The 24,658-nt window shown below is 64.4% G+C and carries 25 protein-coding genes; 10 read left to right on the forward strand and 15 right to left on the reverse strand.

Annotated features, from left to right (window positions below; genetic code table 11):
- Position 1 precedes the first annotated feature (1 nt).
- Entirely contained in the window at positions 2 to 1,189 is a 1,188-nt protein-coding gene (locus YUA_RS0100110) for an amino acid ABC transporter permease (protein ID WP_027528791.1), read from the reverse strand.
- Between the two features lie 87 nt (positions 1,190 to 1,276).
- Between YUA_RS0100110 and YUA_RS0100115 the strand changes: the two genes are divergently transcribed.
- The 4 genes from YUA_RS0100115 to YUA_RS0100130 all read left to right on the forward strand — a co-directional run bounded on the left by YUA_RS0100115 (position 1,277) and on the right by YUA_RS0100130 (position 5,323).
- Positions 1,277 to 2,149, forward strand: coding sequence for a MurR/RpiR family transcriptional regulator (locus YUA_RS0100115; protein WP_027528792.1), 873 nt, complete (start codon positions 1,277 to 1,279; stop codon positions 2,147 to 2,149).
- 3 nt (positions 2,150 to 2,152) lie between these two features.
- Complete coding sequence (locus tag YUA_RS0100120) at positions 2,153 to 3,502, forward strand: aspartate aminotransferase family protein (protein ID WP_027528793.1); 1,350 nt, start codon at positions 2,153 to 2,155, stop codon at positions 3,500 to 3,502.
- Positions 3,503 to 3,514: 12 nt separating this feature from the next.
- A complete protein-coding gene (locus YUA_RS0100125) occupies positions 3,515 to 4,528 on the forward strand; it encodes an amino acid ABC transporter substrate-binding protein (RefSeq protein WP_027528794.1) in 1,014 nt (337 codons plus the stop codon).
- Positions 4,529 to 4,672: 144 nt separating this feature from the next.
- Positions 4,673 to 5,323 (forward strand): aspartate/glutamate racemase family protein, encoded by a 651-nt coding sequence (locus YUA_RS0100130; RefSeq protein ID WP_027528795.1) that lies wholly within the window; start codon positions 4,673 to 4,675, stop codon positions 5,321 to 5,323.
- On the opposite strand, the gene YUA_RS0100135 is transcribed toward YUA_RS0100130, so the two are convergent.
- Positions 5,320 to 5,967 (reverse strand): TetR/AcrR family transcriptional regulator, encoded by a 648-nt coding sequence (locus YUA_RS0100135; protein ID WP_027528796.1) that lies wholly within the window; start codon positions 5,965 to 5,967, stop codon positions 5,320 to 5,322. The two genes, YUA_RS0100130 and YUA_RS0100135, sit on opposite strands and share 4 nt — an antisense overlap.
- Before the next feature lie 155 nt (positions 5,968 to 6,122).
- Here YUA_RS0100135 and YUA_RS0100140 point away from each other — a divergent pair, with 155 nt between their 5' ends.
- The 5 genes from YUA_RS0100140 to YUA_RS0100160 all read left to right on the forward strand — a co-directional run bounded on the left by YUA_RS0100140 (position 6,123) and on the right by YUA_RS0100160 (position 10,914).
- Positions 6,123 to 6,332 (forward strand): ferredoxin, encoded by a 210-nt coding sequence (locus YUA_RS0100140; protein ID WP_027528797.1) that lies wholly within the window; start codon positions 6,123 to 6,125, stop codon positions 6,330 to 6,332.
- 92 nt (positions 6,333 to 6,424) lie between these two features.
- Positions 6,425 to 7,645: a cytochrome P450 gene (locus tag YUA_RS0100145; RefSeq protein ID WP_027528798.1), complete on the forward strand. Its 1,221-nt coding sequence runs from the start codon at positions 6,425 to 6,427 to the stop codon at positions 7,643 to 7,645.
- A 28-nt stretch (positions 7,646 to 7,673) separates the two neighbouring features.
- The gene (locus tag YUA_RS0100150) at positions 7,674 to 8,996 is read left to right on the forward strand and encodes an MFS transporter (RefSeq protein WP_027528799.1); all 1,323 of its coding nucleotides are present in this window, start codon (positions 7,674 to 7,676) and stop codon (positions 8,994 to 8,996) included.
- A 3-nt stretch (positions 8,997 to 8,999) separates the two neighbouring features.
- Positions 9,000 to 9,659 carry a sulfite oxidase-like oxidoreductase gene (locus YUA_RS0100155; protein WP_027528800.1) on the forward strand — a complete coding sequence of 220 codons (660 nt, stop codon included), beginning with the start codon at positions 9,000 to 9,002 and terminating at the stop codon, positions 9,657 to 9,659.
- A gap of 25 nt (positions 9,660 to 9,684) precedes the next feature.
- Positions 9,685 to 10,914 (forward strand): bifunctional alpha/beta hydrolase/OsmC family protein, encoded by a 1,230-nt coding sequence (locus YUA_RS0100160; RefSeq protein ID WP_027528801.1) that lies wholly within the window; start codon positions 9,685 to 9,687, stop codon positions 10,912 to 10,914.
- On the opposite strand, the gene YUA_RS0100165 is transcribed toward YUA_RS0100160, so the two are convergent.
- On the reverse strand, positions 10,911 to 12,341 hold the full coding sequence (locus tag YUA_RS0100165) for a PLP-dependent aminotransferase family protein (RefSeq protein WP_027528802.1): 1,431 nt from the start codon (positions 12,339 to 12,341) through the stop codon (positions 10,911 to 10,913). The genes YUA_RS0100160 and YUA_RS0100165 overlap by 4 nt on opposite strands.
- A gap of 100 nt (positions 12,342 to 12,441) precedes the next feature.
- On the opposite strand from YUA_RS0100165, the gene YUA_RS0100170 reads away from it, so the two are divergent.
- Positions 12,442 to 13,359, forward strand: a complete 918-nt coding sequence (locus YUA_RS0100170; RefSeq protein ID WP_027528803.1) for a DMT family transporter — start codon at positions 12,442 to 12,444, stop codon at positions 13,357 to 13,359.
- Here YUA_RS0100170 and YUA_RS0100175 read toward each other — a convergent pair.
- The 12 genes from YUA_RS0100175 to YUA_RS0100230 all read right to left on the reverse strand — a co-directional run bounded on the left by YUA_RS0100175 (position 13,338) and on the right by YUA_RS0100230 (position 24,503).
- Positions 13,338 to 14,393, reverse strand: coding sequence for a YeeE/YedE family protein (locus YUA_RS0100175; RefSeq protein WP_027528804.1), 1,056 nt, complete (start codon positions 14,391 to 14,393; stop codon positions 13,338 to 13,340). The two genes, YUA_RS0100170 and YUA_RS0100175, sit on opposite strands and share 22 nt — an antisense overlap.
- Positions 14,394 to 14,395: 2 nt before the next feature.
- A complete protein-coding gene (locus YUA_RS0100180) occupies positions 14,396 to 15,400 on the reverse strand; it encodes a zinc-binding alcohol dehydrogenase family protein (RefSeq protein WP_027528805.1) in 1,005 nt (334 codons plus the stop codon).
- A gap of 52 nt (positions 15,401 to 15,452) precedes the next feature.
- Positions 15,453 to 16,784: a phenylacetate--CoA ligase PaaK gene (gene paaK, locus YUA_RS0100185; RefSeq protein WP_027528806.1), complete on the reverse strand. Its 1,332-nt coding sequence runs from the start codon at positions 16,782 to 16,784 to the stop codon at positions 15,453 to 15,455.
- A 43-nt stretch (positions 16,785 to 16,827) separates the two neighbouring features.
- A complete protein-coding gene (paaI, locus tag YUA_RS0100190) occupies positions 16,828 to 17,277 on the reverse strand; it encodes a hydroxyphenylacetyl-CoA thioesterase PaaI (RefSeq protein ID WP_027528807.1) in 450 nt (149 codons plus the stop codon).
- Between the two features lie 55 nt (positions 17,278 to 17,332).
- Positions 17,333 to 18,415 (reverse strand): 1,2-phenylacetyl-CoA epoxidase subunit PaaE, encoded by a 1,083-nt coding sequence (gene paaE, locus YUA_RS0100195; protein ID WP_027528808.1) that lies wholly within the window; start codon positions 18,413 to 18,415, stop codon positions 17,333 to 17,335.
- Positions 18,416 to 18,553: 138 nt separating this feature from the next.
- Complete coding sequence (gene paaD, locus YUA_RS0100200; protein WP_027528809.1) at positions 18,554 to 19,057, reverse strand: 1,2-phenylacetyl-CoA epoxidase subunit PaaD; 504 nt, start codon at positions 19,055 to 19,057, stop codon at positions 18,554 to 18,556.
- Positions 19,051 to 19,827 carry a 1,2-phenylacetyl-CoA epoxidase subunit PaaC gene (gene paaC / locus YUA_RS0100205; RefSeq protein WP_027528810.1) on the reverse strand — a complete coding sequence of 259 codons (777 nt, stop codon included), beginning with the start codon at positions 19,825 to 19,827 and terminating at the stop codon, positions 19,051 to 19,053. The genes paaD and paaC overlap by 7 nt, the downstream gene beginning before the upstream one ends.
- Complete coding sequence (gene paaB, locus YUA_RS0100210; RefSeq protein ID WP_008136594.1) at positions 19,827 to 20,114, reverse strand: 1,2-phenylacetyl-CoA epoxidase subunit PaaB; 288 nt, start codon at positions 20,112 to 20,114, stop codon at positions 19,827 to 19,829. The genes paaC and paaB overlap by 1 nt, the downstream gene beginning before the upstream one ends.
- 11 nt (positions 20,115 to 20,125) lie before the next feature.
- On the reverse strand, positions 20,126 to 21,118 hold the full coding sequence (paaA, locus tag YUA_RS0100215) for a 1,2-phenylacetyl-CoA epoxidase subunit PaaA (RefSeq protein ID WP_027528811.1): 993 nt from the start codon (positions 21,116 to 21,118) through the stop codon (positions 20,126 to 20,128).
- Between the two features lie 74 nt (positions 21,119 to 21,192).
- A complete protein-coding gene (gene paaX, locus YUA_RS0100220) occupies positions 21,193 to 22,059 on the reverse strand; it encodes a phenylacetic acid degradation operon negative regulatory protein PaaX (protein WP_027528812.1) in 867 nt (288 codons plus the stop codon).
- Positions 22,060 to 22,256: 197 nt separating this feature from the next.
- Positions 22,257 to 23,027 (reverse strand): triacylglycerol lipase, encoded by a 771-nt coding sequence (locus tag YUA_RS0100225; protein WP_027528813.1) that lies wholly within the window; start codon positions 23,025 to 23,027, stop codon positions 22,257 to 22,259.
- Between the two features lie 189 nt (positions 23,028 to 23,216).
- Positions 23,217 to 24,503, reverse strand: a complete 1,287-nt coding sequence (locus tag YUA_RS0100230; RefSeq protein ID WP_027528814.1) for a DUF445 domain-containing protein — start codon at positions 24,501 to 24,503, stop codon at positions 23,217 to 23,219.
- Positions 24,504 to 24,658 lie beyond the last annotated feature (155 nt).

Raw genomic sequence — 24,658 nt, forward strand, 5'->3', positions numbered from 1 at the left:
CTCAGCGCTCCGACAGCGCGATGCGCGCATTGAACCAGTTCATGAAGAAGCTGATGCCAAGGCTGATGGTGAGGAAGACAGCCATGATCAGCGAGATCGCCTCGATCGCCTGCCCGGTCTGGTTCAGCGTGGTGTTGGCGACCGAGACCACGTCCTGATAACCGATCGCGACCGCGAGCGAGGAGTTCTTGGTCAAATTGAGATACTGGCTGGTCATCGGCGGCACGATCACGCGCAGCGCCTGCGGCAGGATGATCTGCCGCAGCATGAAGCTGCGGCGCAGGCCGAGCGCGCTGGCAGCATCCCACTGGCCGCGCGGCACCGACTGGATGCCACTGCGCACGATCTCGGCAATGAAGGCCGAGGTGTAGGTGACGAGCGCAATCAGCAGCGCGAAATATTCCGGCGCAAGCGTCAACCCGCCGACGAAGTTGAAGCCGCGCAGCTCCGGCCATTCGATCTTCCACGACACGCCAAGCGACAGCGACACCGCCGCTGGCAGTACCACGATGAGGCCGAGCGCAAAGGGCCATGCCGGCCGCGGCTTGCCGTCGCGCATCTGCTGGGCGACGAGCCAGCGCTGAATGACAAGGAATGCAGCGCAGCCCAGCACGGCCGTGCCGAGAACCCAGAGCTGGGTCGAGCCAAGCGGGATCGCCGGCAGGATCAGGCCGCGATTGGAGAGGAAAACGCCCTCGACCGGACGCCACGCCGCGCGTGCGGCCGGCAGCGCCTGCATCAGCACGTACCAGAACAGCAGCTGAAGCAGCAGGGGAATGTCGCGCAGGACCTCGACATAGACGGCAGCGAGTCGCGACAGCAGCCAGTTTGCGGACAGTCGCGAAATCCCGATCAGCGTGCCCAGAATGGTCGCGAGCACGACGCCGATCACGGCGACGCGCAGCGTATTGGCGACGCCGACGACGAAGGCCCAGAGGTAGCTGTCTCTCGGATTGTACGCGAGCAGGCTGTCGGCGATCGGCATGCCGGCTTCGCGGCCGAGAAAGGAAAAGCCGGTGGTGATGCGGCGAGCCGAGAGGTTGGTGACGGTATTGGACCAGAGGAAGGCGATGACGGCGACCGCGATGCCGACCACCAGCACCTGCCAGAACAGGCCCTTCAACTCGTTCGGCCCGAGCGCGCCAAAAAAGCCGCGGCGCGGCGGCGGCCTGGGATCATCGGAGGTCACGGCACAAAAATCCTTCCTGAAAACAGCGATTTTCGGCGGCGCGCGTCAACTGTTGCACCAATCCAAGAACCGTGCAACAAATGTTTCATGGCCGAGCCCGCGAAATCTTCGCCCTTGAGCGAACTCCGCATTGCGTTGCCATCGCTCCCCTTGCGCCTGCAGGAGGTCGGGCGTTTCGTCGCGGCCAATGACTACGACGCCACGACCCGTTCGATGCGCGATCTCGCGGCGGAAGCCGGCGCCGATCCCGCCGCATTTACGCGCCTTGCGAAGGCGATCGGCTATTCCGGCTGGGACGAATTGCGCGCCGCGCTGACCGAGGCACGGCGGCCATCGCAGACCTCGCCCTTCTCGGCTCGCGCCAAAGGCCGCCGCCACGGCCCGAACGCCGACGTCACACTCATCACCGACAAGCTCGAGGCCGAGGCCGCGGATCTGCCGCGCATCTCCGCCCACGCGATCGCGGACGCGGCCCGCACGCTGCACGGTGCAAAACGGATCTGGATCACCGGCTATCGCAGCTGCCGCAGCGTCGCGGAATTGCTCAACTACGAGCTCCGGCTGTTTCGCCCCGAACAGGTGCAGATCGTCGGCGCGTCCGGCCCTGACGATCTCGATCTTGGCGCCTTCAGCCCCGGCGAGGCCGTGATCGTCATCGGCTTCATGCCCTATACCAACGCCAGCGTCCGGGTCGCGCAAGCCGCCTATCGCGCCGGTACGACGCTGATCGCGATCGCGGACAGCGTGGCCGCGCCGATGGCCGAGGGCGCCGACCACGTGTTGCTGTTCGAAGCCGCCTCCTCGCCCGGCTTCTTCCCGAGCCTCACCGGCGCGCTCGCGATTGCGCAGTCGCTCGCCGCGGTGACGTTCTCGCTCGGCGGCACGGCCGCCAGGAAGCGCCTTCAGGATACCGAGGCCCGGCTCGCCGCGGCCTCCACTTACGTCGCAGAGAAAGGTTGACCCATGAGCACCCGCACCAGCCGCGTGCTGCATCGCTCGTTGCGTGAGACGCCGCCCAAGGCGATCGGCGGCGAGGGCGTCTATCTGTTTGCCGAGGATGGGCGGCGCGTGATCGACGCATCCGGGGGCGCAGCAGTCTCCTGCCTCGGCCACCAGCATCCCCGCGTGATCGCGGCGATGGCGAAGCAGGCCTCGACACTCGCCTATGCGCACACCGCCTTCTTCTCCTCCGAGCCGGCCGAGGCGCTGGCTGAGACGCTGGTCGGCCATGAGCCCGGCGGTCTCGCCTACGCCTACTTCGTCAGCGGCGGATCGGAGGCGATCGAAGCCAGCATCAAGCTCGCTCGGCAATATTTCATCGAACGCGGCGAACCGCGGCGACAACATTTCATCGCGCGGCGGCAGAGCTATCACGGCAACACGCTTGGCGCACTCGCTGCCGGCGGCAATGCCTGGCGTCGCGCGCCCTACGCGCCGCTGCTCTCGGCCGCATTCAGCCATGTGACGCCGGCCTTCGCGTATCACGAGAAGCACGACGGTGAATCGGATGCGCAATTCGTGGCACGCCTCGCCGCGGAGCTCGAAGCCGAGTTCCAGCGGCTTGGTCCGAACACCGTTGCGGCGTTCCTGGCCGAACCCGTCGTCGGCGCCACAGCCGGCGCGGTCACGGCACCGGACGGCTACTTCAAGGTCGTGCGCGAGATCTGCGACCGGCACGGCGCTCTTCTCGTCCTCGACGAGGTCATGTGCGGCATGGGCCGCACCGGCACGACGCATGCCTGGCAGCAAGAAGGCATCGCCCCGGACATCCAGGCGATCGCCAAGGGCCTCGGCGGCGGCTATCAGCCGATCGGCGCAATGCTTGCGAGCGGCAAGATCATCGACACCATCCGCTCCGGCTCCGGAGCATTCCAGCACGGCCATACTTATCTCGCGCACCCCCTCGCCTGCGCGGCTGCGCTCGCGGTGCAGGATGTGATCCGGGAGGACAATCTGCTTGAGCAAGTGAAGCAGCGCGGCAAGCAGCTCGAGCAGCGGTTAACCGAACGCTTCGGCAATCACCGCCATGTCGGGGATATCAGAGGCCGCGGGCTGTTCTGGGCGATCGAGCTCGTCGCTGATCGTGCCAGCCGCACCTCGTTCGATCCGGCGCTCAAGCTCAATCAAAAGATCAAGGCGGAAGCCTTCGCCAACGGGCTCGGCTGTTATCCGGGCGGCGGCACCGTGGATGGCGTCCGCGGCGACCATGTGCTGCTGGCGCCGCCCTATATCGCTTCGGCTGACGAGATCGATCAGATCGTCGACAAGCTCGGCACGGCCGTCGACAACTTGTTGCGTAGTGTCAATCACTGAGGGGAGAGTAGCATGATGAGGAAAGTGGTTATTGCAGCGGGCGTGCTCGCGGCATCGACGGTTGTCGCCCACGCGGCGACGCTCGACACGGTCAAGAGCCGCGGCACATTGGTGTGCGGCGTCAGCGCGGGCTTTGCCGGCTTCTCGGCACCGGACTCGCAAGGCAATTACAAAGGCCTCGACGTCGATTATTGCCGCGCGCTCGCGGCCGGCGTGCTCGGTGATCCCAACAAGGTGCGTTACGTTTCGCTGACCGCACAGAATCGCTTCACTGCGCTGCAATCAGGCGAGATCGACGTGCTCTACCGCAACTCCACGCAGACTTATTTGCGCGGCGTCACGCTGGGCCTGCGGCAGGGACCGATCAACTTCTACGACGGCCAGGGTTTTGTCGTGAAGAAGGACCTCGGCGTGAAGGAGCTGAAGGACCTCAAGGGCGCCACCGTCTGCGTTGCGCAGGGTACGACCCATGAAGTTACGCTCGGCGATTACGGCCGCGCCAACGGCATCGACTGGAAGCCGCTGGTGTTCGACCGGGTCGACACCATGTACCAGACCTTCTTCGGTGGCCGTTGCGATGCCATGACCCAGGACGCCTCCGCGCTTGCCGGTGCCGTGACCACCGCAGCGCCGAACCCGGCCGACTACGTCGTGCTGCCGCAGACCATCAGCAAGGAGCCGCTCGGGCCCTTCACCCGCAACGGCGACGAGGTCTGGAGCGACATCATCACCTGGCTGCATTACGGCCTGATCGAAGCCGAGGAGCTCGGCGTGACGCAGGCCAATGTCGACGAGATGACGAAGTCGCAGACGCCCGCGATCCAGCGCCTGTTAGGAGCCTCCGGCGATCTCGGCTCGCGGCTCGGTCTCGACAACAAATGGCTGGCCACCGCGATCAAGGCCACCGGCAATTACGGCGAGATCTACGAGCGCAATGTCGGCAAGGCGAGCCCACTCAAGCTCGAGCGCGGTCTCAACGGCCTCTGGAGCAAGGGCGGCTTGATGTACGCGCTGCCGTTCAAGTAGACGTCTCCCGTGTCCCGGACGCGCTGCAGCGTGCAACGCTGCTGCGCTGAGCCGGGACCCAGAGGCCACAATGGGCCCCGGCTCTGCAGCGCAATACTGCGCATTGCGCTGCGTCCGGGGCACGAGACCTAGGTACTACGTTCAATGACAACGTCCCCTCGCATCGCCCTGATCCACGCCCTCAAACACTCCATCGCCCCAATCGAGGCGGCATTCGCGGCGGCGTGGCCGGAGGCGCGGCTGATGAACCTGCTCGACGACAGCCTGTCGGCGGATCTGGCGCGCGACGGCAAGCTCAACGATGCCATGAACGAGCGCTTTCTTGCGCTCGGCGATTATGCGGCAGCGACAGGGGCGAACGCGATCCTGTTCACCTGCTCGGCCTTCGGTCCCTGCATCGAGGCCGTCGCGGGGGCGCATGCGTCGATGCCGGTGCTGAAGCCGAACGAAGCGATGATCGAACGAGCCGTAACGATGGGCAAGAAGATCGGCCTGCTCTCGACTTTCCCGCCGACACTGGTCTCTATGCCGCCGGAGTTTCCGGCCTCCGTCCAGATCGTGCCAAAGCTTGCTGAGGGTGCGCTGGCTGCACTTGACCGCGGCGACCGCGCCACGCATGACCGGCTGATCGTCGAGACGTCAAAGGACTTGCGCGATTGCGACGTCATCGCGCTGGCCCAGTTCAGCATTGCATCAACCGGGCCGCTCGTCGCAGAAGCCACCGGCCGTCCCGTCGTGACAACGCCTGATAGCGCGGTCGAGAAGCTGATAAGGCTGCTCGCAGCGAAAGCTTAAGCGCCCGCCTTCTTACGACGCTGCGCATCCTTGATCGCGACGACGAGCGCCACCTTCGTTTCGTTCACAAAATCCTCGACCAATTCCTCGCGCGTAGCATGTGCGGCCTCGCCGGTGAACAGACCCTGCTCGGCCAGCATCACCACGCCATGCAGCGCGGCCCAGATCTTGAGCGCCTGCCGCTCGCGCAAATAGCCGACCGCAGGCGCTTCCAGCGCTTCAATCACGAGCTCGAATGTCTCGCGCGTGGCCTCGTGCAGCTCGCTACCCTTGGCCGCGCAGGAGACGGTGCGGGACGCGAACATCAAGCGGTAGACACCGTTACGACGCAGACCGAAGTCGAGCGTCGCCTGCGCGAGCCGCGACAGTTTCGATTGCTTTGATGGCTTCGCCATCGCTTCGCGCAACATCGTACTGAATTGCCGGAATGCCTCTGCCGTCACTGCGGCAAGCAAGGCCTCGCGATCGGCGAAATGACGGTAGGGCGCCGGCTGCGAAACCCCGAGCTGCTTTGCCAGCGCCTTGATGCTGATCGCTTCCGCCCCGCCCTGCTCCGCCTCGCGTAACGCAGCCTTGATCAAGGCGTCGCGGAGATCGCCATGGTGGTAGGTGTTCTCGGGCTTGCGAGCGAGTTGTGAACGCATGTTACGGCGGAGCCTATAAGTTTGCGCTTGACAGGGGAAGCCTGCCGCGAATGTAATAGCATATAACTTAGAATAAGCGGCAAACGCCGCAGACAATATTGACAAGAGGAACGCGCCGCCCTCCGGGCCACGCGCATACGACCGAGGGAGCCGCAATGGCAGAACGACTGCGAGTTCACGTCGATCCCGACAAATGCCAGGGCCACGCACGCTGCAAGGCGCTGGCGCCGGAGCTGTTCGAACTCGACGAATATGGCAACGCCCATGAGGTTGGAGACGGCACGGTTCCGCCGGGCCTCGAAGACAAGGCCTGGCTTGCCAAATCCAACTGCCCGGAAATCGCGATCGATGTGATCGAGGAGTAGCGCGGCCCTGCCCGCGCCTTCGCGTGCCTTCAGCGAACACGAGCCCCAAGGGATTTTCAAGGGATTTTCGATTTTCAAGGGATTTTCCTGCCATGTCCGACGTCAGCCAGCCCGCCGCCCATCCGCCTGTGACCGACTGGGTCAACGATTTCGACCACACCGATCCGCAATGGACGGACGATCCCTTCCCGATCTGGAAGGAGCTGCGCACCGCGAGCCCGGTCGTGCATACCGAGCGCTTTCTCGGCTGCTACATGCCGACGACCTATGAGGCGGTGCGCGAAATCGCCAACGACACCAAGCATTTCTCGTCGCGCCGCATCATCGTGCGCGACGTGCGCCCCGAGGTCGCCAGGAACGCGGCGCCGCCGATAACTTCGGATCCGCCCGTGCACAAGCCGGCCAAGCAATTGCTACTGCCGCCGTTCACGCCGGATGCGATGAAGAAGCTCGAGCCTCGGATGCGTGCGATCTGCAACGAGCTGATCGACGGGTTCATCGCCGACGACAAAGTCGACGCCGCGGCGCGCTATGGCAAATACATCCCGGTTCAGGCCATCGCGCACATGCTCGGCATCCCCGAGAGCGACAGTGATCTCTTCATCAACTGGATCCACATGATCCTGGAACTCGGCATCAAGGACGAGAACAAGCTGCTCGAGGCGGTGCAGGAGATGAGCGCCTATTTCAGGACGCATATCGAGGAGCGGAGGTCGAAGCCGACCAACGATCTCATCTCCTATCTGATGAATGCCAAGAACAAGGAAGGCCAGCCGCTGGAAGAGTCGCACGTGCTGGGTTCGCTGCGTCTGCTTCTGATCGCCGGCATCGACACCACCTGGAGCGCGATCGGCTCGTCGCTTTGGCATCTCGCCCGGACGCCGGCCGACCGCGAGCGGCTGATCGCCGAACCCGGGTTGATCCCGACCGCCGTGGAGGAGCTGCTGCGGGCCTATTCGCCGGTGACCATGGCCCGCGAGGTGGTCAAGGAGACCACGATTTCAGGCTGCCCGGTCAAGGCGGGCAACATGGTGTTGCTGTCTTTCCCGGCCGCGAACCGCGACCCAAAAATGTTTCCGGACGCTGACAAAGTCGTGATCGACCGCCGGGAGAACCGCCATGCCGCTTTCGGCCTCGGCATCCACCGCTGCGTCGGTTCCAACCTGGCGCGGATGGAGATGCAGGTGGCGCTGGAGGAGCGGCTGAAGCGGATTCCGGACTTCCGGCTCGATCCGGCAGGCACCGTGACCTGGTCGCAGGGTACGGTGAGAGGCCCCCGCCAGTTGCCATTTCTGCTTGGAAAGGCGATGTAAGCCCTTCCAAGACCAAGAGGGGCCGGACGTGACTGAGCAAGCAACCCAACCGGCCTCCAACCACATCGACCTCGCCGACGCCAGGCGTCGGATCAAGGCGATCTTCATCGGCTCGATCGGCAATCTCGTCGAGTGGTACGACTTCTACGCCTATACGGCGTTCGCGCTCTATTTCGCCCCGGCCTTCTTCCCTGGTAACGATCCCGTCGTCCAACAATTGAACGTCGCCGTGGTGTTCGCGGCGACCTTCCTGATGCGGCCGCTTGGGGGCTGGCTGTTCGGCTACATCGCCGATCATTTTGGCCGACGGATTTCGCTGACGCTATCCGTCGTCTTCATGTGCTTCGGTTCGCTGATCATCGCGCTGACGCCGACCTATGCCACGATCGGCCTTGCCGCCCCGGTGATCCTGGCGCTGGCCCGCGTGATCGAGGGCCTGAGCCTCGGCGGCGAATATGGCGCCAGTGCCACCTATTTGAGCGAGGTCGCTGATCCCAAGCATCGCGGCTTCTATTCGAGCTTTCAGTACGTCACGCTGATCGGAGGCCAGCTCACCGCGATCATCGTGCTGCTGCTCCTGCAAAAGGTCTTCCTCACGCCCGACGAGCTCAAGGCCTGGGGCTGGCGTATCCCGTTCGCGATCGGCGCGGCGCTCGCGATCTTTGCCGCCGTGATGCGGCGCAATCTGCACGAGACTGAAGCCTTCGAGGAAGCCAGGAAGGTGGTGAAGCCGACCGGCTCGCTCACGAACCTGCTGCGCTATCCGCGCGAACTGCTGCTGGTGGTCGGCCTCACTGCCGGCGGCACCGCGGCGTTCTACACCTTCACCACCTACATGCAGACCTTCGTCAAGCTCTCGGTCGGGCTGACCGAAGACCAGACCACCTTCGTGATCTTCGGCACGCTGATCTTCGCAACCATCCTGCAGCCGATCTATGGCGCGATCTCCGACAAGATTGGCCGCAAGCCACTTTTAATCTTCTTCGGCGTCGCCGGCACGCTCGCGACCGTGCCGCTCCTGATGACGCTGAAAGAAACCAAGTCGCCTTTCATGGCGTTCATCCTGATCTGCGCCGCCTGGCTGTTCGTCGCCGGCTACACCTCGATCAACGCGGTGGTGAAGGCCGAGCTGTTCCCGACCAATGTCCGCGCCCTCGGCGTCGGCCTGCCCTATGCCATCACGGTCTCGATCTTCGGCGGCACGGCGCCGGCGATCGCGCTCTATTTCAAGAGCATCGGGCGCGAGGAATGGTTCTACTATTATCTCGCCGGCGTCATCTGCCTGTCGCTGATCATCTATTCCACCATGCGCGACACCAAGCATGCCTCCGCGATGCATCGCCACGAGTAGCTCATGTCCGACGAGACACCATCCGACAGCAAGCTGACACGCACCAAGGAGAAATGGGCGCGCGAAGGCCGCTTTCTCACCGGCAAGATCACGCGTCCGGAAGACCAACGCCTACCGCCGGGCCAGCACCTGACCAGGGATTGGCCGGTGCTGGATCTCGGCGTCATGCCACCCGTGTCGCGCGATCGCTGGCGGCTCGACGTCTACGGCGCGGTCGACAATCCGGTGTTCTGGACCTATGCCGAGTTCGCGGCGCAGAGGCAGGCGCAGTTCACTTCCGACATCCATTGCGTGACAACGTGGTCGCGCTACGACAATGAATGGGAGGGGCTTGCGACGCGCGAGCTGCTCGCGGCCTGCCAGCCGCGTGACGATGCGCGCTTCGTGGTGCTGCATTCCCATGATGGCTACACCACCAACCTTGCGCTTGAAGACTTTGCCGCCGAGGACGCGCTGCTGGCCCATAGCTGGTCGGGTCAGCCGCTGTCGGACGAGCATGGCGGCCCGGTGCGGCTTGTCGTGCCGCACCTCTATTTCTGGAAGAGCGCAAAGTGGCTCCAGGCCATCGAATTCGTGACCGAAGACGCGCCGGGTTTCTGGGAAGTCCGCGGCTATCATAACCGCGGAGACCCCTGGGCCGAACAGCGCTATTCAGGCGATTAGGTTCAAGCAAGAACGGGGGGAGCCCATGCCGACGGAACGCTTTCAATTCACCGGCGAAGGCGGTCATCAGCTCTCGGCTGCGCTGGAGCTGCCGGAGGGCGAACCCGCAGCCTACGCGCTATTCGCGCATTGCTTCACCTGTGGCAAAGATACACTGGCCGCCAAGCGCATTTCCGTTGCACTTGCCGCCAAGGGCATCGCGGTGCTGCGCTTTGACTTCACCGGGCTTGGCTCCAGCGAGGGCGAGTTCGCCAATTCGACGTTCTCCTCCAACGTCGCCGATCTCGTGCATGCCGCCGATCATCTGCGCGCGACCCGCAAGGCGCCATCAATCCTGATCGGCCACAGCCTTGGCGGCGCCGCGATCCTGGCGGCAGCCGGAAAGATTCCGGAAGCCAAGGCGGTCGCGACCATTGCGGCGCCGTCCGATCCTGCTCACGTCACCGGTCTCTTCAAAGAGCATCTCGACAACATCCGCACGCAGGGGGAGGTTGAGGTCTCGCTCGCGGGCCGCCCGTTCCGGATCAAGCGCGAATTCCTCGACGACATTGTCGAGCACGAGCTGATGAAGGACGTCACCGGTCTCCACAAGGCGCTGCTGGTGATGCATTCGCCTGTCGACGATACCGTCGGCATCGACAATGCGACCAAGATCTTCGTTGCGGCGAAGCATCCCAAGAGCTTCGTCTCGCTCGATCATACCGATCATCTCCTGACGAAACCAGCGGACGCGCTTTACGCAGCCGACGTGATTGCGGCCTGGACCAGCCGCTACATCGATACGGCAAAACCTGCAAAAGAGATGGATCTCGCCGAAGAACCTCGCAAGGTGGTGGTGCAGGAGACCCGCAAGAGCAAGTTCAACCAGATCATCACCGTCGGGCCGCATCATCTGGTGGCGGACGAACCGGTAGCGGCCGGCGGCGAGGATGCCGGTCCCGGGCCCTATGATTTCCTTCTCGCCGGTCTCGGCGCCTGCACGTCGATGACCATGCGCCTCTATGCCGACCGTAAATCGCTGCCGCTCGACCGCGTCACCGTCACGCTGAAGCATTCAAAGATCTACGCCAAGGATTGCGCGGAATGCGAGACACGGGACGGCATGCTAGACCAGATCGAGCGCGACATCGCAATCGACGGGGCGCTCGATGCCGAGCAGCGCAAGAAGCTGATGGAGATCGCCGACAAGTGCCCGGTGCACCGGACCCTGACCTCGGAGATCCGCATCGTCACGAAGGCGGTGGACCAGAGCTAGAAGCACGACGCCATCGTTCGCACCGCCGTGCTGATCTCGCTCTCGCGCCAGGCCGCAAAGCCGAGCAAGAGACCATGATCGCGCGGCTTGCCCAGCGCCAGACTGGATAGAGCGCGCGTTTCGACGCCCGCCTCGACCAGCCGCTTCACCGCCGCCTGATCGGCACGACCGCGCTTGAGGCGCGCGACGAGCTGGATTCCGCCCGAGGGGACTTCGACCGAGAGCACCTCGCCGAGATGACGCTCCAGTCCCTCGACCAGATGATCGCGCCGCGCGTGATAGAGGCGGCGCATCCGGCGCAGATGCGCGAGGAAATGCCCGTCGGCGACGAACTCGGCCAGCGCCTCCTGGATGTGGCTGGAAGCGATTAGCCCGATGTGCCGCTGTGCGATCTCGAATGTGCTGACCAGCGCCGGTGGCACGACGAGATAGCCGAGCCGGATATCCGACGTCATCGCCTTTGAGAACGTGCCGACATAAAATACGCGGCCATGGGCATCGAGCCCCTGCAAGGCCGGCACCGGCCGGCTGTCATAGTGAAATTCACCGTCGTAATCGTCCTCGACGACCCAGGTCTTGCCGGGCTTACTTGACCGGAGAAACTCGGTGCGGCGGGCCAGCGACATCAGCCGTCCGGTCGGATGCTGGTGCGACGGCGTCATGAAGATGAGCTTCGGCGCCGCCATTCCCGGCATCCGCTGCATGCCCTGCTCGTCGAGCCTGATGCCGGTCACGCGCGCGCCAGACGCGCGGAAGGCGGCGGCAGCGCCGGGATAGCCGGGGTCCTCGACCCAGACATCGTCACCGGACGAGACGAGCACAGCCGCAATCAAGGTCAGAGCGGCCTGCGCACTCGGCAGGATCATGATCTGGTTCGCCGTGGCGCCAACGCCTCTGTTGGTCGCGAGATAATGCGCCAGCGCCTCGCACAGGCGGCTCCGGTTGACCGGACCAAGCTCACGCCTGGCCGCACGCACGGCACTGCGGCGCAGGCAGCGCGCCCAGACCTCGTTCGGAAACTCCCTGAAATCGCCATGCCCCGGACGCAAGGGCTTGAGCGGGGCCTGATAGGACATCGGCCAGTCCGTCTGCTTGAGCTGCGAAGCCCAAGGCGAGAGCTGCGGCCTGGCGGAGCGAACGCGCGAAGCGACGGTGCCTGCTCCTTCGATGCGCTCGGCACCATCGACCGTCACCACAGGACGACGTCCGTGTGACGCCTCGAGATATCCCTCGGCGGCGAGCTGCTCGAACGCATAGGTGACGGTGTTGCGCGAGACGCCGAGATCGCTCGCAAGCCGGCGGCTCGACGGCAGCGCGCGGCCTTTGCCGAGGCGGCCGGCCGCGATCAGGCTTCGAAGCCGGCTTGTCAGCTGGGCCACCAGCCCTTCTTCGTCGGCCCGGTTCAGGTCGATCAGAGCGGAGATCATGCTTTCGACAACTGGCACCTTATTCCTTTCCAATCTGGCACTTTTTCAGGTTCCAGCCGGAATGCTATCTCGCAGGCCACACCGCTTCAAGGATTCTGCGATGGACTCTCCCCTGTCCCCCCGCACGGCCATCGGCCTGTTCCTCATCGTCGTGCTGGCCTGGGGCGTGAACTGGTCGATCACGAAGCAGCTGGTGCAATTCCTTCCGCCACTGTGGACCTCAGCGATCCGGAGCTGGATCGCGTTGGCCGGATTGTTCGTGATCCTCGGACTGAGCAACAATCTGGTGATCCCGGAGCGGCGCGACATTCCAGTGGTCCTGAGCGTGGCGCTGCTGCATATGACGGTGTTCTCGGTCCTGGTTGCGGCCGGTGTGCGCTTCCTGCCCGCGAGCAAGGCGGTCGTGCTCGGCTACACCACGCCGCTCTGGGTCGCGATCGCAGCACCGTTGCTCGGGAAGGACACGCTGACCGCGCCAAAACTCGCCGGCGCCTTGTTGGGACTGATCGGCCTTGCCGTGATCCTGAACCCGGCGTCGATCGACTGGACCAACACCAACGTCGTGCTCGGCGCCGGCATGGTGATCCTGGCCGCGATCTCCTGGGCCGCAAACATCATCTATATCCGCGCGCATCGCTGGATCGCCTCGCCGCTCCAGCTCTTGATCTGGCAGGTGCTCGTGGCAACCATCGTACTGACGGGATCGGCGCTGGTCGCGGATGGCCTGCCGCACGCGGAATGGTCGTGGAGGCTCGTGCTGCTGTTCCTGTACTCCGGCCTGATCGGCACCGCGCTGGCCTATTGGGCGATGTCGATGGTCAACAAAAGCATCTCGGCGCTGACGACGGCGCTCGGCACCACCGGGACGCCGCTCGTCGGCATCGCCAGTGCGGCGATCCTGCTGGGGGAGCCGATCGACATCAGTCTGGCCGTTGCGGCCGGACTGATCGTCGCCGGCATTGGTCTTGCGACGCTGGGCGACCGGCTGCTGCGCCGTCAGGTCGCCGCGAGCGGCTGAAAGCGCAAGCTACCGCGCAGGCCTGCCGTCGTACCGAGCAGGATGCCGGCGACCGCAATGAACGAGCCCAGCGCGAGTGTCGACACGCCGGTGAGCCCCTGCCCGATCGAGCAGCCAAACGCCATCACGCCGCCGATGCCCATCAGCGCGGCGCCACCAGCCGAGCGCAGCATGTGGCGTGGCGATGAATAGCCTTCGAGATGGAAGCGGCCGGTGGTGAGTGCAGTTACCAGACTGCCGGCAAAGACACCGGCAACGGTCACGATGCCGAAGTTGAGCGTCAGGCCGGTCGAGAGCATCGCGTATTGCAGGCTATCGGCGATTGGCGCGATGAAGGTAAGCGAGGTCACCGGGACGGGATTGAAATCGTCGGCGCCGAGATAGCCAGTGACGTACCAGCCGCCGGCGACGAGAAAGCCCACGACGACACCCGCGGCGACCTGGCCTGGCGAGCGGCGGAACGCCGGATCGGCGAAGGCAAACAGGACCAGCGCGACGACGATCGCCGCTGCGGCCAGCGCGCGCGAAACGGCTTCACCGAGACCAAGAGTCGCCAACAGTGTGGGCAGCGAATTGGCGCTGACGGTGGTTTGGGAAGCCTGAACCAGCGCAATGCGCGCCGGCGCGATCAGGCCCTTGAGCGTCATCTGCGCGGCAATGGCGAGCACGATCACGACGACGAAAGAGCGGAGATTGCCGCGCCCGAGCAGAACAAGCGCACGCGAGCCGCAGCCGTTCGACAACACCATGCCGTAGCCGAACAGCAGGCCGCCGAGGAACAGCACCGGCACCGAAAATGTCTGTTGCAGGTAGATCGACCTGCCAAGATCGACCATTCCGTTGCCGGCAAGGACCTGGCTCGCGGCAATTGCGACCGCAACCGCCAGGGCATAGCTGCGCACCAGCCGCCCGTCCCCCTCCGTCAGCCATCCGCGCATGCTGCTCATCAGGCAGAAGCCGCTGAGCAGGCCGACGGAGCCATAAACCAGGCCAATGACGAGGCCGGCGAGGATGACGAGTTGGGAGGCCTCCATGATTACGGCTTCAGGATCACGCGATCGCGCCAAGAGCCGGCGACCGCAACGTACGCCTCCTTCGCGCACTCGAGCGGATAGATCGCATTCGTCTTGATCGGGAACGGCTTCAGCTGGCCGCTCGCAAAGCCGGGGCCGAGATCCCGCAGCACGGCGCCCGTTGCTGCCGACGACAGCCCGAGCGTGTCGATACCGACATAGGTGTGCTGTCCCCGGTAGAATTCGAGGATGTTGAACTGCACGATGCGGTCGATCGCGGCGATCAGTATCTGGCGGCCGCGAAGGGCGAGCGACTTATGCGCCGCCTGGAAGTAGGGATCGCCGACCGTATTGAAGACGATGTCGGCGCCCTTGCCGCCGGTCAATTCGCGCACACGCGTTGCGACGTCGGTTGCCGAGGCGTCAATCACTTCGATCGGCGCGTTGCTGTGGCCTTCATAGGCTTCCGCCTTGCGCACCACGCCAATCAAGCGCGCGCCCTGCCAGGTCGCGATCTGCACCGCGGCCTGACCGACCTTGCCGTTGACGCCGAACACCAGCACGGTCTCGCCCCTCTTCGGCACGCCAGCGCGGCGAAAGCCTTCCATCGCGGTGACGAAGGGCACGCCGATGCCGGCGGCCTCCTCCCAGGATACGGTCTTTGGTTTCTCCACGACTGCGTCCTCCTCGACCACGAGATGGCTTGCATGCGTGCCGTCGCGGCGGATGCCGAGATCACCGGAGGAGCCGAACACCTCGCGGCCGATCGTGCCGGCCGGGCCGTCGATCACCACGCCTGCATAGTCACGACCGGGCGTGCGCGGAAACACGGCATAGGGCATCAGCCCCGTCGCAGCCTTGACGTCGGACGGATTGATGGCTGCAGCCTTCACTTCGATCAGCAGGTCGCTCGGCCCGCGTATGAGCGTATGACGCTCGACGCTAGGTGCGATCGCCGCGGCATTTTCGGCCTTGGCATTGAGGCGGACGCAACGCGCCTCGACGGTTTTGGTATCGGCTGGCGACATAGGAAAGACCCGCGATTTCTCGCGGGCCTTGTCGCCCTTGGGGGCAGTCAAGTCAATCCTTCGGCCGCTTGTCGTAGAGCCGCTTGGCCTTGCCGAGCGAGCGCTCCAGCGTGGCCGGCGCGACCACCTGCACCCGGGAACTGATGCCGATCGTGTTCTTGATGTGGGTCGAGATCCGGTTGGCGTGATCGACGAGACCCCTTCCGTCCCAGCTCTCGGGCCGCGCCTCCGCGATGATGGTCAGCTCGTCCATGCGGCCTTCGCGGGTCAATTCCAGGATGAAATGGCCGCCGCACCAATCGGTCGCGAGCAGCACTTCCTCGATCTGGGTCGGGAACAGATTGACGCCGCGCAGGATGATCATGTCATCCGAACGGCCCGTCACCTTCTCCATGCGCCGCATGCCCGGCCGCGCCGTGCCCGGCAGCAGCCGCGTCAGGTCGCGGGTGCGATAGCGGATCACCGGAAAGCCTTCCTTGGTCAGCGAGGTGAACACCAGTTCGCCCTTCTCGCCGTCCGGCAGCACCGCGCCCGTCTGGGGGTCGATCACCTCGGGGTAAAAATGGTCTTCCCAGATGTGCAGGCCGTCCTTGGTTTCGATGCATTCCTGCGCGACGCCGGGACCGATCACCTCGGAGAGGCCGTAGATATCGGTCGCATCCATATCGAAGGCGTCCTCGATCTCGCCGCGCATGGCGTTGGTCCATGGCTCGGCCCCGAAGATCCCGACCTTGAGCGAGCACTGACGCGGATCGAGCTTCTGGCGCTTGAACTCGTCGAGGATCGCCAGCATATAGCTCGGCGTCACCGTGATGATGTCTGGCCGGAAGTCGTTGATGAGCTGCACCTGCCGCTCGGTCATGCCGCCCGAGATCGGCACCACCGTGCAGCCGAGCTTTTCAGCGCCATAGTGAACGCCCAGCCCCCCCGTGAACAGGCCGTAGCCATAGGCATTGTGGATGATCATGCCGGTACGACCTCCGGCGGCGCGGATCGACCGCGCCATCACCTCCGACCAGGTGTCGATGTCGCGTCGGGTATAGCCGACGACGATCGGCTTGCCCGTCGTGCCGGAGGACGCATGCACACGCACCAGCTTTTCACGGGGCACGGCGAACATGTTGAAGGGGTAATTGTCGCGAAGATCCGTCTTCACCGTGAACGGAAAATTGGCGAGATCGGAGAGCTCGCGAAAATCGGACGGATGTACGCCAGCCTTGTCGAACGCCTTGCGATAATGCGCGACATTGTCGTAGGCGTGCTTCAGCGACCAGGTGAGCCGCTGCTTCTGCAACGCCGTGATCTCGTCGCGTGAGGCGCGCTCATGCGCATCCAGCTCGGCCTTATAGACGTGGCCGCCTTCCCTCAGCTTCATCGAAGCCATTCTTGTTTCCCCACATTGATTTGTTCTTTTCTTTATTGATCTCTTACTGTTCTTGAGCCGGCAGCCACGTGCCGGGAATGACACGCGAATGCCCGCGGAATTCTGCGATGACGGTGTCGCCGGCGGTGACCCGCACGTCGTAGATGCCGGAGCGGCCGCCGCGGGTCACTTCGCGCGCCTTCGCGACGAGGCGGTCGCCGAGATTGCCGGGCTTGATGAAGGTAATCTGCCCCTGTGCGGCCACCACACGGTCGTTGTGCGAGTTGCAGGCAAAGGCAAAGGCGGAATCGGCGAGCGTGAAGATGAAGCCGCCATGGGCGATGCGCTGGCCGTTGACCATGTCCGACCGCACCGTCATGGCGAGCGTCGCGAAACCGGGGCCGACCTCGACAATCTCCATGCCGAGACCCTTGGAGGCATCGTCCTCCGCCCACATCGCATCGGCGCAGGCGCGGGCAACATTTTCAGGCGACAGGGCGGCTTTGACGTTCACGCGCTTCTCCCGGCGAAATACTTGCTCATGATGTTCTGCTGGTTGGCCAACACTGTCAAACATGGTCGTAGTCGACCACGACCCGCTCCGACGATGGCTTGGCCTGGCAAGTGAGAACAAAGCCGGCCTTCAGCTCCCAGGGCTCCAGCGAATAATTGAGGTCCATCGGTGCCTCACCCTCGACCAGTTTTGCGCGGCAGGTCGAGCACATGCCGCCCTTGCACGCGAAAGGCAGATCGACGCCGGCGCGCAGCGCGGCATCGAGGATCGCCTCGTCCTCGGCGACCGGTACGTCGCGACGCTTGCCGTCGATGATCAAGGAGGCAATCGCCTTCGGCGGTGCATCGGGCGCAACGACCTTCTGCGGCCGCGGCTTGCCGCCGAACTCCGAGACGAAGCGTTCGACGTGAATGCGATCGTCAGCGATGCCGATGTCACGACAGGTCGCCTCGATCTCCTCGCTCATGCCAAGGGGACCGCAGATGAAGACGTGATCGACGCTCGCCGCCGGCACCAGCGAGCGCAACAGCACCCGCACCTTGTCGCCGTCGAGCCGGCCATGCAGGATCGGGATGTCCTGCTCCTCGCCGGAGATGACGTGGAAAATCGAGAGCCGGTCGATGAAACGGTCTTTCAGCTCCTCGAGCGCCTCGAGGAACATGATGTTATCGGTCGCGCGGTTGCCGTAGAACAGGAAGAAGCGGCTGTTGGGCTCGCGCGCCAGCACACCCTTGACGATCGACAGGATCGGCGTGATGCCGGAGCCCGCGGCAAATCCGACATGGATACGCCCGACCTCGGCCGGCGGGACCGCGCCAAAACGCCCGGTCGGCGTCATCACATCGAGCTCGTCTCCGCGTTTCAACTCGTCGGCCGCCCAGCTTGAGAACGCGCCGCCGTCGACCTTCTTCACGGCGATGCGGATCTCGCCGTCGTCGGGGCCGGAGCAGATGGAATAAGAACGGCGCACCTCCTCACCATCGAGCGTGGTGCGGAGCGTGAGGTACTGCCCGGGACTGAAAGCATAATCATCGGCAAGCTCGCGGGGGATGGCGAACGTCATCGAGACCGCGTCCGACGCCTCGCGGCGGAGATCGTTGACGGCCAGGCGATGGAAGCGCGGTGCGGCTGCTGACATTATGGGCATCCTAGAGTGGTCTCACCGCCGTCATTGCGAGGAGCCCTTGCGACGAAGCAATCCAGACTGTCACCGCGGAGACAGTCTGGATTGCTTCGCTTCGCTCGCAATGACGATGGGGTTGGCATTGTGTGCTTCTCAATGACACTTGAAATAATCAAAGGGTTCGCGGCAGGACTTGCAGCGCCACAGCGCCTTGCAGGAGGTCGAGCCGAATTCGGACAGCAGCTCGGTCTTGTCCGAGCCACATTGTGGGCACGTGACGGCCTGCTCGCCGAACAGCGCGCGGCGCGAACCCGAAGCGTGCGGCGGCGCGATGCCGTAGGCACGCAGCTTGCGGCGGCCCTCTTCGCTCATCCAGTCGGTGGTCCAGGCCGGCGACAGCACGGTGCGTACTTTTGGCTCGCGGAAGCCAGCGCGCTCCAGCGCGATCTCGATTTCGAGCGCGATCATGTTCATGGCCGGACAGCCCGAATAGGTCGGGGTGATCGCAACCTCGACGTGGTCGCCGTCGAGAACGACATCGCGGAGTACACCGAGATCGGCGATGGTCAGCACCGGAATTTCGGGATCGACCACACTCGCCGCGGCGTCCCAGGCACGCCGGCGCAGCTCGCTATCGTGCTCCAGCACCATCACCATGTCTGCCCCGGAAAGGTACGCTGCATCGATTGCAGCTCGGACAGGAGGTGACCGAGATGCTCGGTGTGGCGGCCTGCCCGGCCGCCCTGCTGCATCCAGTCGCTTTGCGGCAGTGCCAGTGTGGCCTCGTCGACAACATCAGAGAGCGTCGTCATCCAGCGGCCGCGCAAGGTGCCGGGGTCCACAGCGATACCGGCATGGACCAGCGCGCGTTCGCCTTCATCGACGGCAAACATCTCTCCCGTGAAGGCCCAGAGGTGATCGATCGCGGCCTGTGCGCGGACGTGGCTCTCTTCCGTGCCATCGCCGAGCCGGATGATCCACTCCGAGGCATGACGCAGATGATAGGCGCTCTCCTTCTCCGACTTGGCGGCAATCGCCGCGAGCGTCGTATCGCGCGAACTCATCATTGCGCGCCAATAGAGATCGGCGAAGGCGGAATAGAAGAACTGCCGCACCAGGGTCTGGGCGAAGTCACCATTGGGCTGCTCGACCAGCAGCAGATTGCGGTACTGCCTGATGTCGCGCAGGTAAGCGAGCTTGTCCTCGTCGTTGTCCTTGCCTTCGGTCTTGGCAGCGCAAGTGTAGAGTTCGCGCGCCTGGCCGATGAGGTCGAGCGCGATGTTGGAAAGCGCCATATCCTCTTCCATCATCGGCGCGTGCCCGCACCATTCCGACAGCCGGTGGCCGAGGATTAGCGCATCGTCGGCGCGACGCAGCGCGTAGAGCACCAATGGCGTTTCGGAGACCTGGATGTTGGCGGCGGGCATCACATGTGCCCCACTTCTTCCGGCACCTCATAGAACGTCGGATGCCGGTAGATCTTGGACTCCGCCGGCTCGAACATCATGCCCTTCTCGGCGGGGTCGCTTGCGGTGATCGCGGTCGACGGCACGACCCAGATCGACAGGCCCTCGCCGCGGCGGGTGTAGATGTCGCGGGCGGCTTGCAGCGCCATGGTGGCATCGCTCGCATGCAGCGAGCCGACATGCTTGTGCGCAAGCCCGTTGCGGCTGCGAATGAAGACTTCCCACAGCGGCGTATTCGGCGTGGCCATTTTTGATCTCCCTATTCCGCAGCCTGGGCGGTCTGACGCTGCGTGCGCTTTGCGGCATAAACGGCAGCGGCCTCGCGCACCCAGGCACCCTCGTCGTGTGACTTGCGGCGCGCGGCCATGCGGTCACGGTTGCAGGGGCCGTTGCCGGCGAGCACCTGCTTGAACTCGGTCCAGTCGATCTCGCGGTAGCGCCAGTGACCTTCCGCATCCTTTGTCATGTCGGGATCGGGAATGGTGAGCCCGAGATATTGGGCCTGCGGCACGGTGGCATCGACGAACTTCTGGCGCAGCTCGTCATTGGAGAAGCGCTTGATCTTCCACTTCGTCGAGGTGTCGCTGTGCTGGCTCGTCGCGTCCGGCGGGCCGAACATCATCAGCACCGGCCACCACCAGCGGTCCAGCGCATCCTGCGCCATCGCCTTCTGCTCGTCCGAGCCGCGGCACAGCGTCAGCATGATCTCGTAGCCCTGACGCTGGTGAAACGACTCCTCCTTGCAAACGCGGATCATCGCGCGCGCATACGGTCCATAGGAGCAGCGGCACAGCGGGATCTGGTTCATGATCGCGGCGCCATCGACCAGCCAGCCGATGGTACCGATGTCGGCCCAGGTCAGCGTTGGATAGTTGAAGATCGAGGAATATTTGGCCTTGCCGGCGAGCATGGCGTCGACCAGCTCTTCGCGCGAGGTGCCGAGCGTCTCGGCCGCGGCATAGAGATAGAGCCCGTGGCCGCACTCGTCCTGCACCTTCGCCAGCAGCGCGGCCTTGCGGCGCAGTGTCGGCGCGCGCGTGATCCAGTTGCCTTCGGGCAGCATACCGACGATTTCGGAATGGGCGTGCTGGGAGATCTGGCGGGTAAGCGTCTTGCGATAGGCCGCCGGCATCCAGTCGTTCGGCTCGATGCGCTCTTCGGCATCGATGCGGGCCTGAAACTGCGCGGCCTTGGCCGCGTCCTCAAGACCGCGATCATCGGTCTCGGCCATGTTCAGCGCCTGGGTATACATGCGCATCCTCCCGTTTATTGGGAGCAATATATAACAAAAATTACTTCATGCAAGATATTTCTGTAACATATTGATCAGGCGCCAAACCTCCGCTCCAGGATCTTTCGCGCCGGGGGCAACGCCCCCTTCTCGTTGGTTCCATGGCTATCAAGCCATTGCTCGGACGGCGCAAGCAGTGCGCGATAGATCTCGCCGCAGAGCTCGCGAGCGGCCCTGCCCGGCCAATCCGCCGGCAGCAGGCTTTCGGGCAGCAGCGGATCGCGCAGTACGACGCGGCGGTAGTGGTGGATCAGCAGGATGCGCGCGGTGAAGGCGTCGGCTTCGGACAACTCCGTGCCGCGCGCGATCGCGGCGCGCAGCGGCTCGAACGTCTTCCTGAATTTCAGATAGGCGTCCGCGGTACGGTCCAGTGGCCAGCTTGCACTGAGCAGGCGACGGCCGCTGTCGTCCTCCGCCGAGACTTCGAGACGGATGGCAGTCGCAGCTTGCTCCGGCACGGGCACGCCTGATGGTGCGACCCACACGCCCGGCAGCGGACTGCCGAAGCCGGCATTGCGCAAGGCTTCACGCGAAGCGTCGCGATCCTCACCGTTGCCGATCAGCAGCAGCTCGAAGCGGCCGGTCCAGTCTGACGTTGGCGGATCGTAGATGTGACGCGTCGCGGCCTCGAACGTTTCTCGGCCCTTCTCGGCAAGACGATAAAAGCTGTTGCGGCCGACCTTTTCGCGCGTCAACCAGCCATCGGCAGCGAGGCGCGACATCGCCGTGCGCACCACGCCGGCATCGATGTCCAGGCTCTCGAAGAACGCCAGCAGCGTGCCCAGCCACACCGAACCGCCGCGCGGCACAATGGCATCGCCGAACATGGTGATGACGATGGAGCCGGTGCGGGACGGCTCACGCTTGAGCTGGTCGATGATGCGAGAGAGCGGATGCGCCATGCGCGAGGCATAGCGCGTTTGGTGCGGGCGCGACAATGGACGGGAATGACAATGCGAGAGCCGGGCTCGATCCTTCGAGACGGCGCTTCGCGCCTCCTCAGGATGAGGTCCAATCGCTTTCGCGCGGCGCTAGGTACTCTCAACCCTCATGGTGAGGAGTGCGGCAAAGCCGCGCGTCTCGAACCATGCAGGCCCGCTTACCGATGCGGATCGGGATAGGCCAGGCTGCGCCAGCCGCTGCGGTCGAACGGCCGCCACTGGCCTTCCCTCTGCGCGAGGCGGTCGGCCACCGCATAGACGGCGGCCGGATGGTGGCCCATGCCGCAATGGCTGCTCTCGACCTCGATGCTCTCAGTCTGCGCGCCCGTCTTCTCCATGCAGCCCTGCCAGGCGCAGACGCCGTCGGTGCGGCTGAAGATGGCGGTGGTCGGCACCGGCGGCGGTACGGCAAGCTCGCCGCCGAACTCGGGATCGACCTCGTCGGACCTCCGGCCGCTCGCCCATTCATAGACGCGCCAGGCATTGGTCGACCGGGGATTACCCGCGAAGGGGCTGCCGAGCGTGATCACCTGACGCACGCGGTCGGGCATCATCTTGGCGAGCTGGCGTGCGTAGAGACCGCCAAGGCTCCAGCCGACCAGGCTGATTTTGCGGCCATGCTTGCTGCTGAGCTCCTCGACCAGGTCGACCATCGCATGCTGCACACCCTCGCGCAGGCCATAGTTGCGGCCCTGGCGCCAGCCGCTCACCGCATAGCCCTTGCTGGTCAGAAAGGTACGCAGCGCACGCGTGGACTCGTCGGAGGCGACAAGGCCCGGCAGCACCAGCACCGGATGCCCGTCGCCGCGCGGCGCGAGGCTCAGCAGCGGGAGCGCGCCGAGGAATGCGCCGAACTCGTGGATCGCGCGCCCTTCCAAGAACATCAGAGTACGGGACGGCGGACGCAGCGTCTGGGCAGTAGCGGTCATCAATGAATCCCCCTGGAGAAGGCGCCGGCCGCGATGCCGGCAATGGACATGAATTCCAATACGCCGGCTTCTTGAACGTTCCGCAGCGCAACATAAATCAGCTAGGTGTCCGGTTCCGCACATTCAAGCCGGAGAGACGCAGGGCGACAATAGGCTCGCGCGTTAATGCTAACGGGCGTGACGCAAAAGTCACAACCATCGGAGCAGGAATTCTACGGAGTAGAGCACAAGACCAGCGAGGCCACCAATCAGCGAGCCGTTGAAGCGGATGTATTGCAGGTCGCGTCCGATGTTGATTTCGATCAGCGAAATCAGCTGTGCCATGTCCCACGCCTTGACCTGGTCGGAGATGAAGGTCGAGACGCCGCTCTTCTGATCGGCGACGAAGCTGCGCAGCACCGTCACCAGGCCCTTGTTGATCTCGCCACGCAGCTCGGCATCGCCGGCGAGCGCATCGCCCGCCGAAACGAACATTCCGGCGAGATGATGCTGGAGCACCTGCGTTTCGCCGGACGCGCTGCGCTCGATGAAGGAGCGCGTGTTGGCCCAGACGGTGCGGGCGAGATCGGCAAGCTCGGGACGCGCCAACAGATCGCGCTTCAATCCGTCGATACGGTCGATGTAGGCTTGGTCGGTGCCGAGCCGGTCGACGAAGCTCAGCACCATGCGGTCGAACTCGCCGCGGAACGGATGCTTGGGGTCGCTGCGCACCTCATTGAAGAAAGCGGTGGCGGACGACACGATCTTGTTCACCAGAAACTTATCGGCGCGGTAGAGCCTGAGCAGGGTCGGCAATTCCGCGCGCACCTTCTCGCGGATCATCGCCATCGTCTCTTTCTGGTTCAGCGTCTCGTGCATCACGCGCAGGAGATCGTCGAACAGGATCTGGTGCCGTCCCTCCGCCACGAAGCCGCGCAGCGTGCCGGCGGCGAGCGGCGCGAGATCGATCGCCTGGAGCTGCGAGGACATGCGGCGAATGATGAAGGTCATCAGACCGGAGGTCTCGGTCGCGGAAAAAGCCTCCGGCAAAAGACGTAGCGCGAAACGGGCCAGATCGTCGCTGCGCTTGCGGTTGCGCAGCCAGTCGGCGACGAAGGAGCCGAAATCGATCTCCTTCAGCTTGGCTTCGACAGGACCTGCCTCGAGGAAATGCACCTGGATGAACTCGCCGAGCTTGTCGGCGATGCGGGCCTGGTTGCTCTGGATGATCGCAGTATGCGGGATCGGCAGGCCCAGCGGCCGCCTGAACAGCGCGACCACGGCATACCAGTCGGCGAGCCCGCCGATGGTTGCGGCCTCCGCGAAGGCGGCGATGAAACCGAACACTGGATGTACAGGCAGCAGCCACTTCGCGACGACGAACAGGGCGAGCGTCGAGGCCAGCACCAGCGTCGCCAGCGCTTTCACGCGGCGCAGCTCGGCCGCACGTTCGGCGTCGCCGGGTGTATCGAAAGAGAAGGTGGCACGTGGAGTCATCACTGCATCACAGTACTCGTCATTGCGAACGAAGCGAAGCAATCCAGAGTCTTTCCATCGAGGCAGACTGGATTGCTTCGCTTCGCTCGCAATGACGGCGGCACACAACAAAAGGCCCGCCGAAGCGGGCCTCAAATTTCAGTTTGTACTCAGGG

The sequence above is a fragment of the Bradyrhizobium sp. WSM3983 genome (assembly GCF_000473045.1).
GTDB lineage: Bacteria > Pseudomonadota > Alphaproteobacteria > Rhizobiales > Xanthobacteraceae > Bradyrhizobium.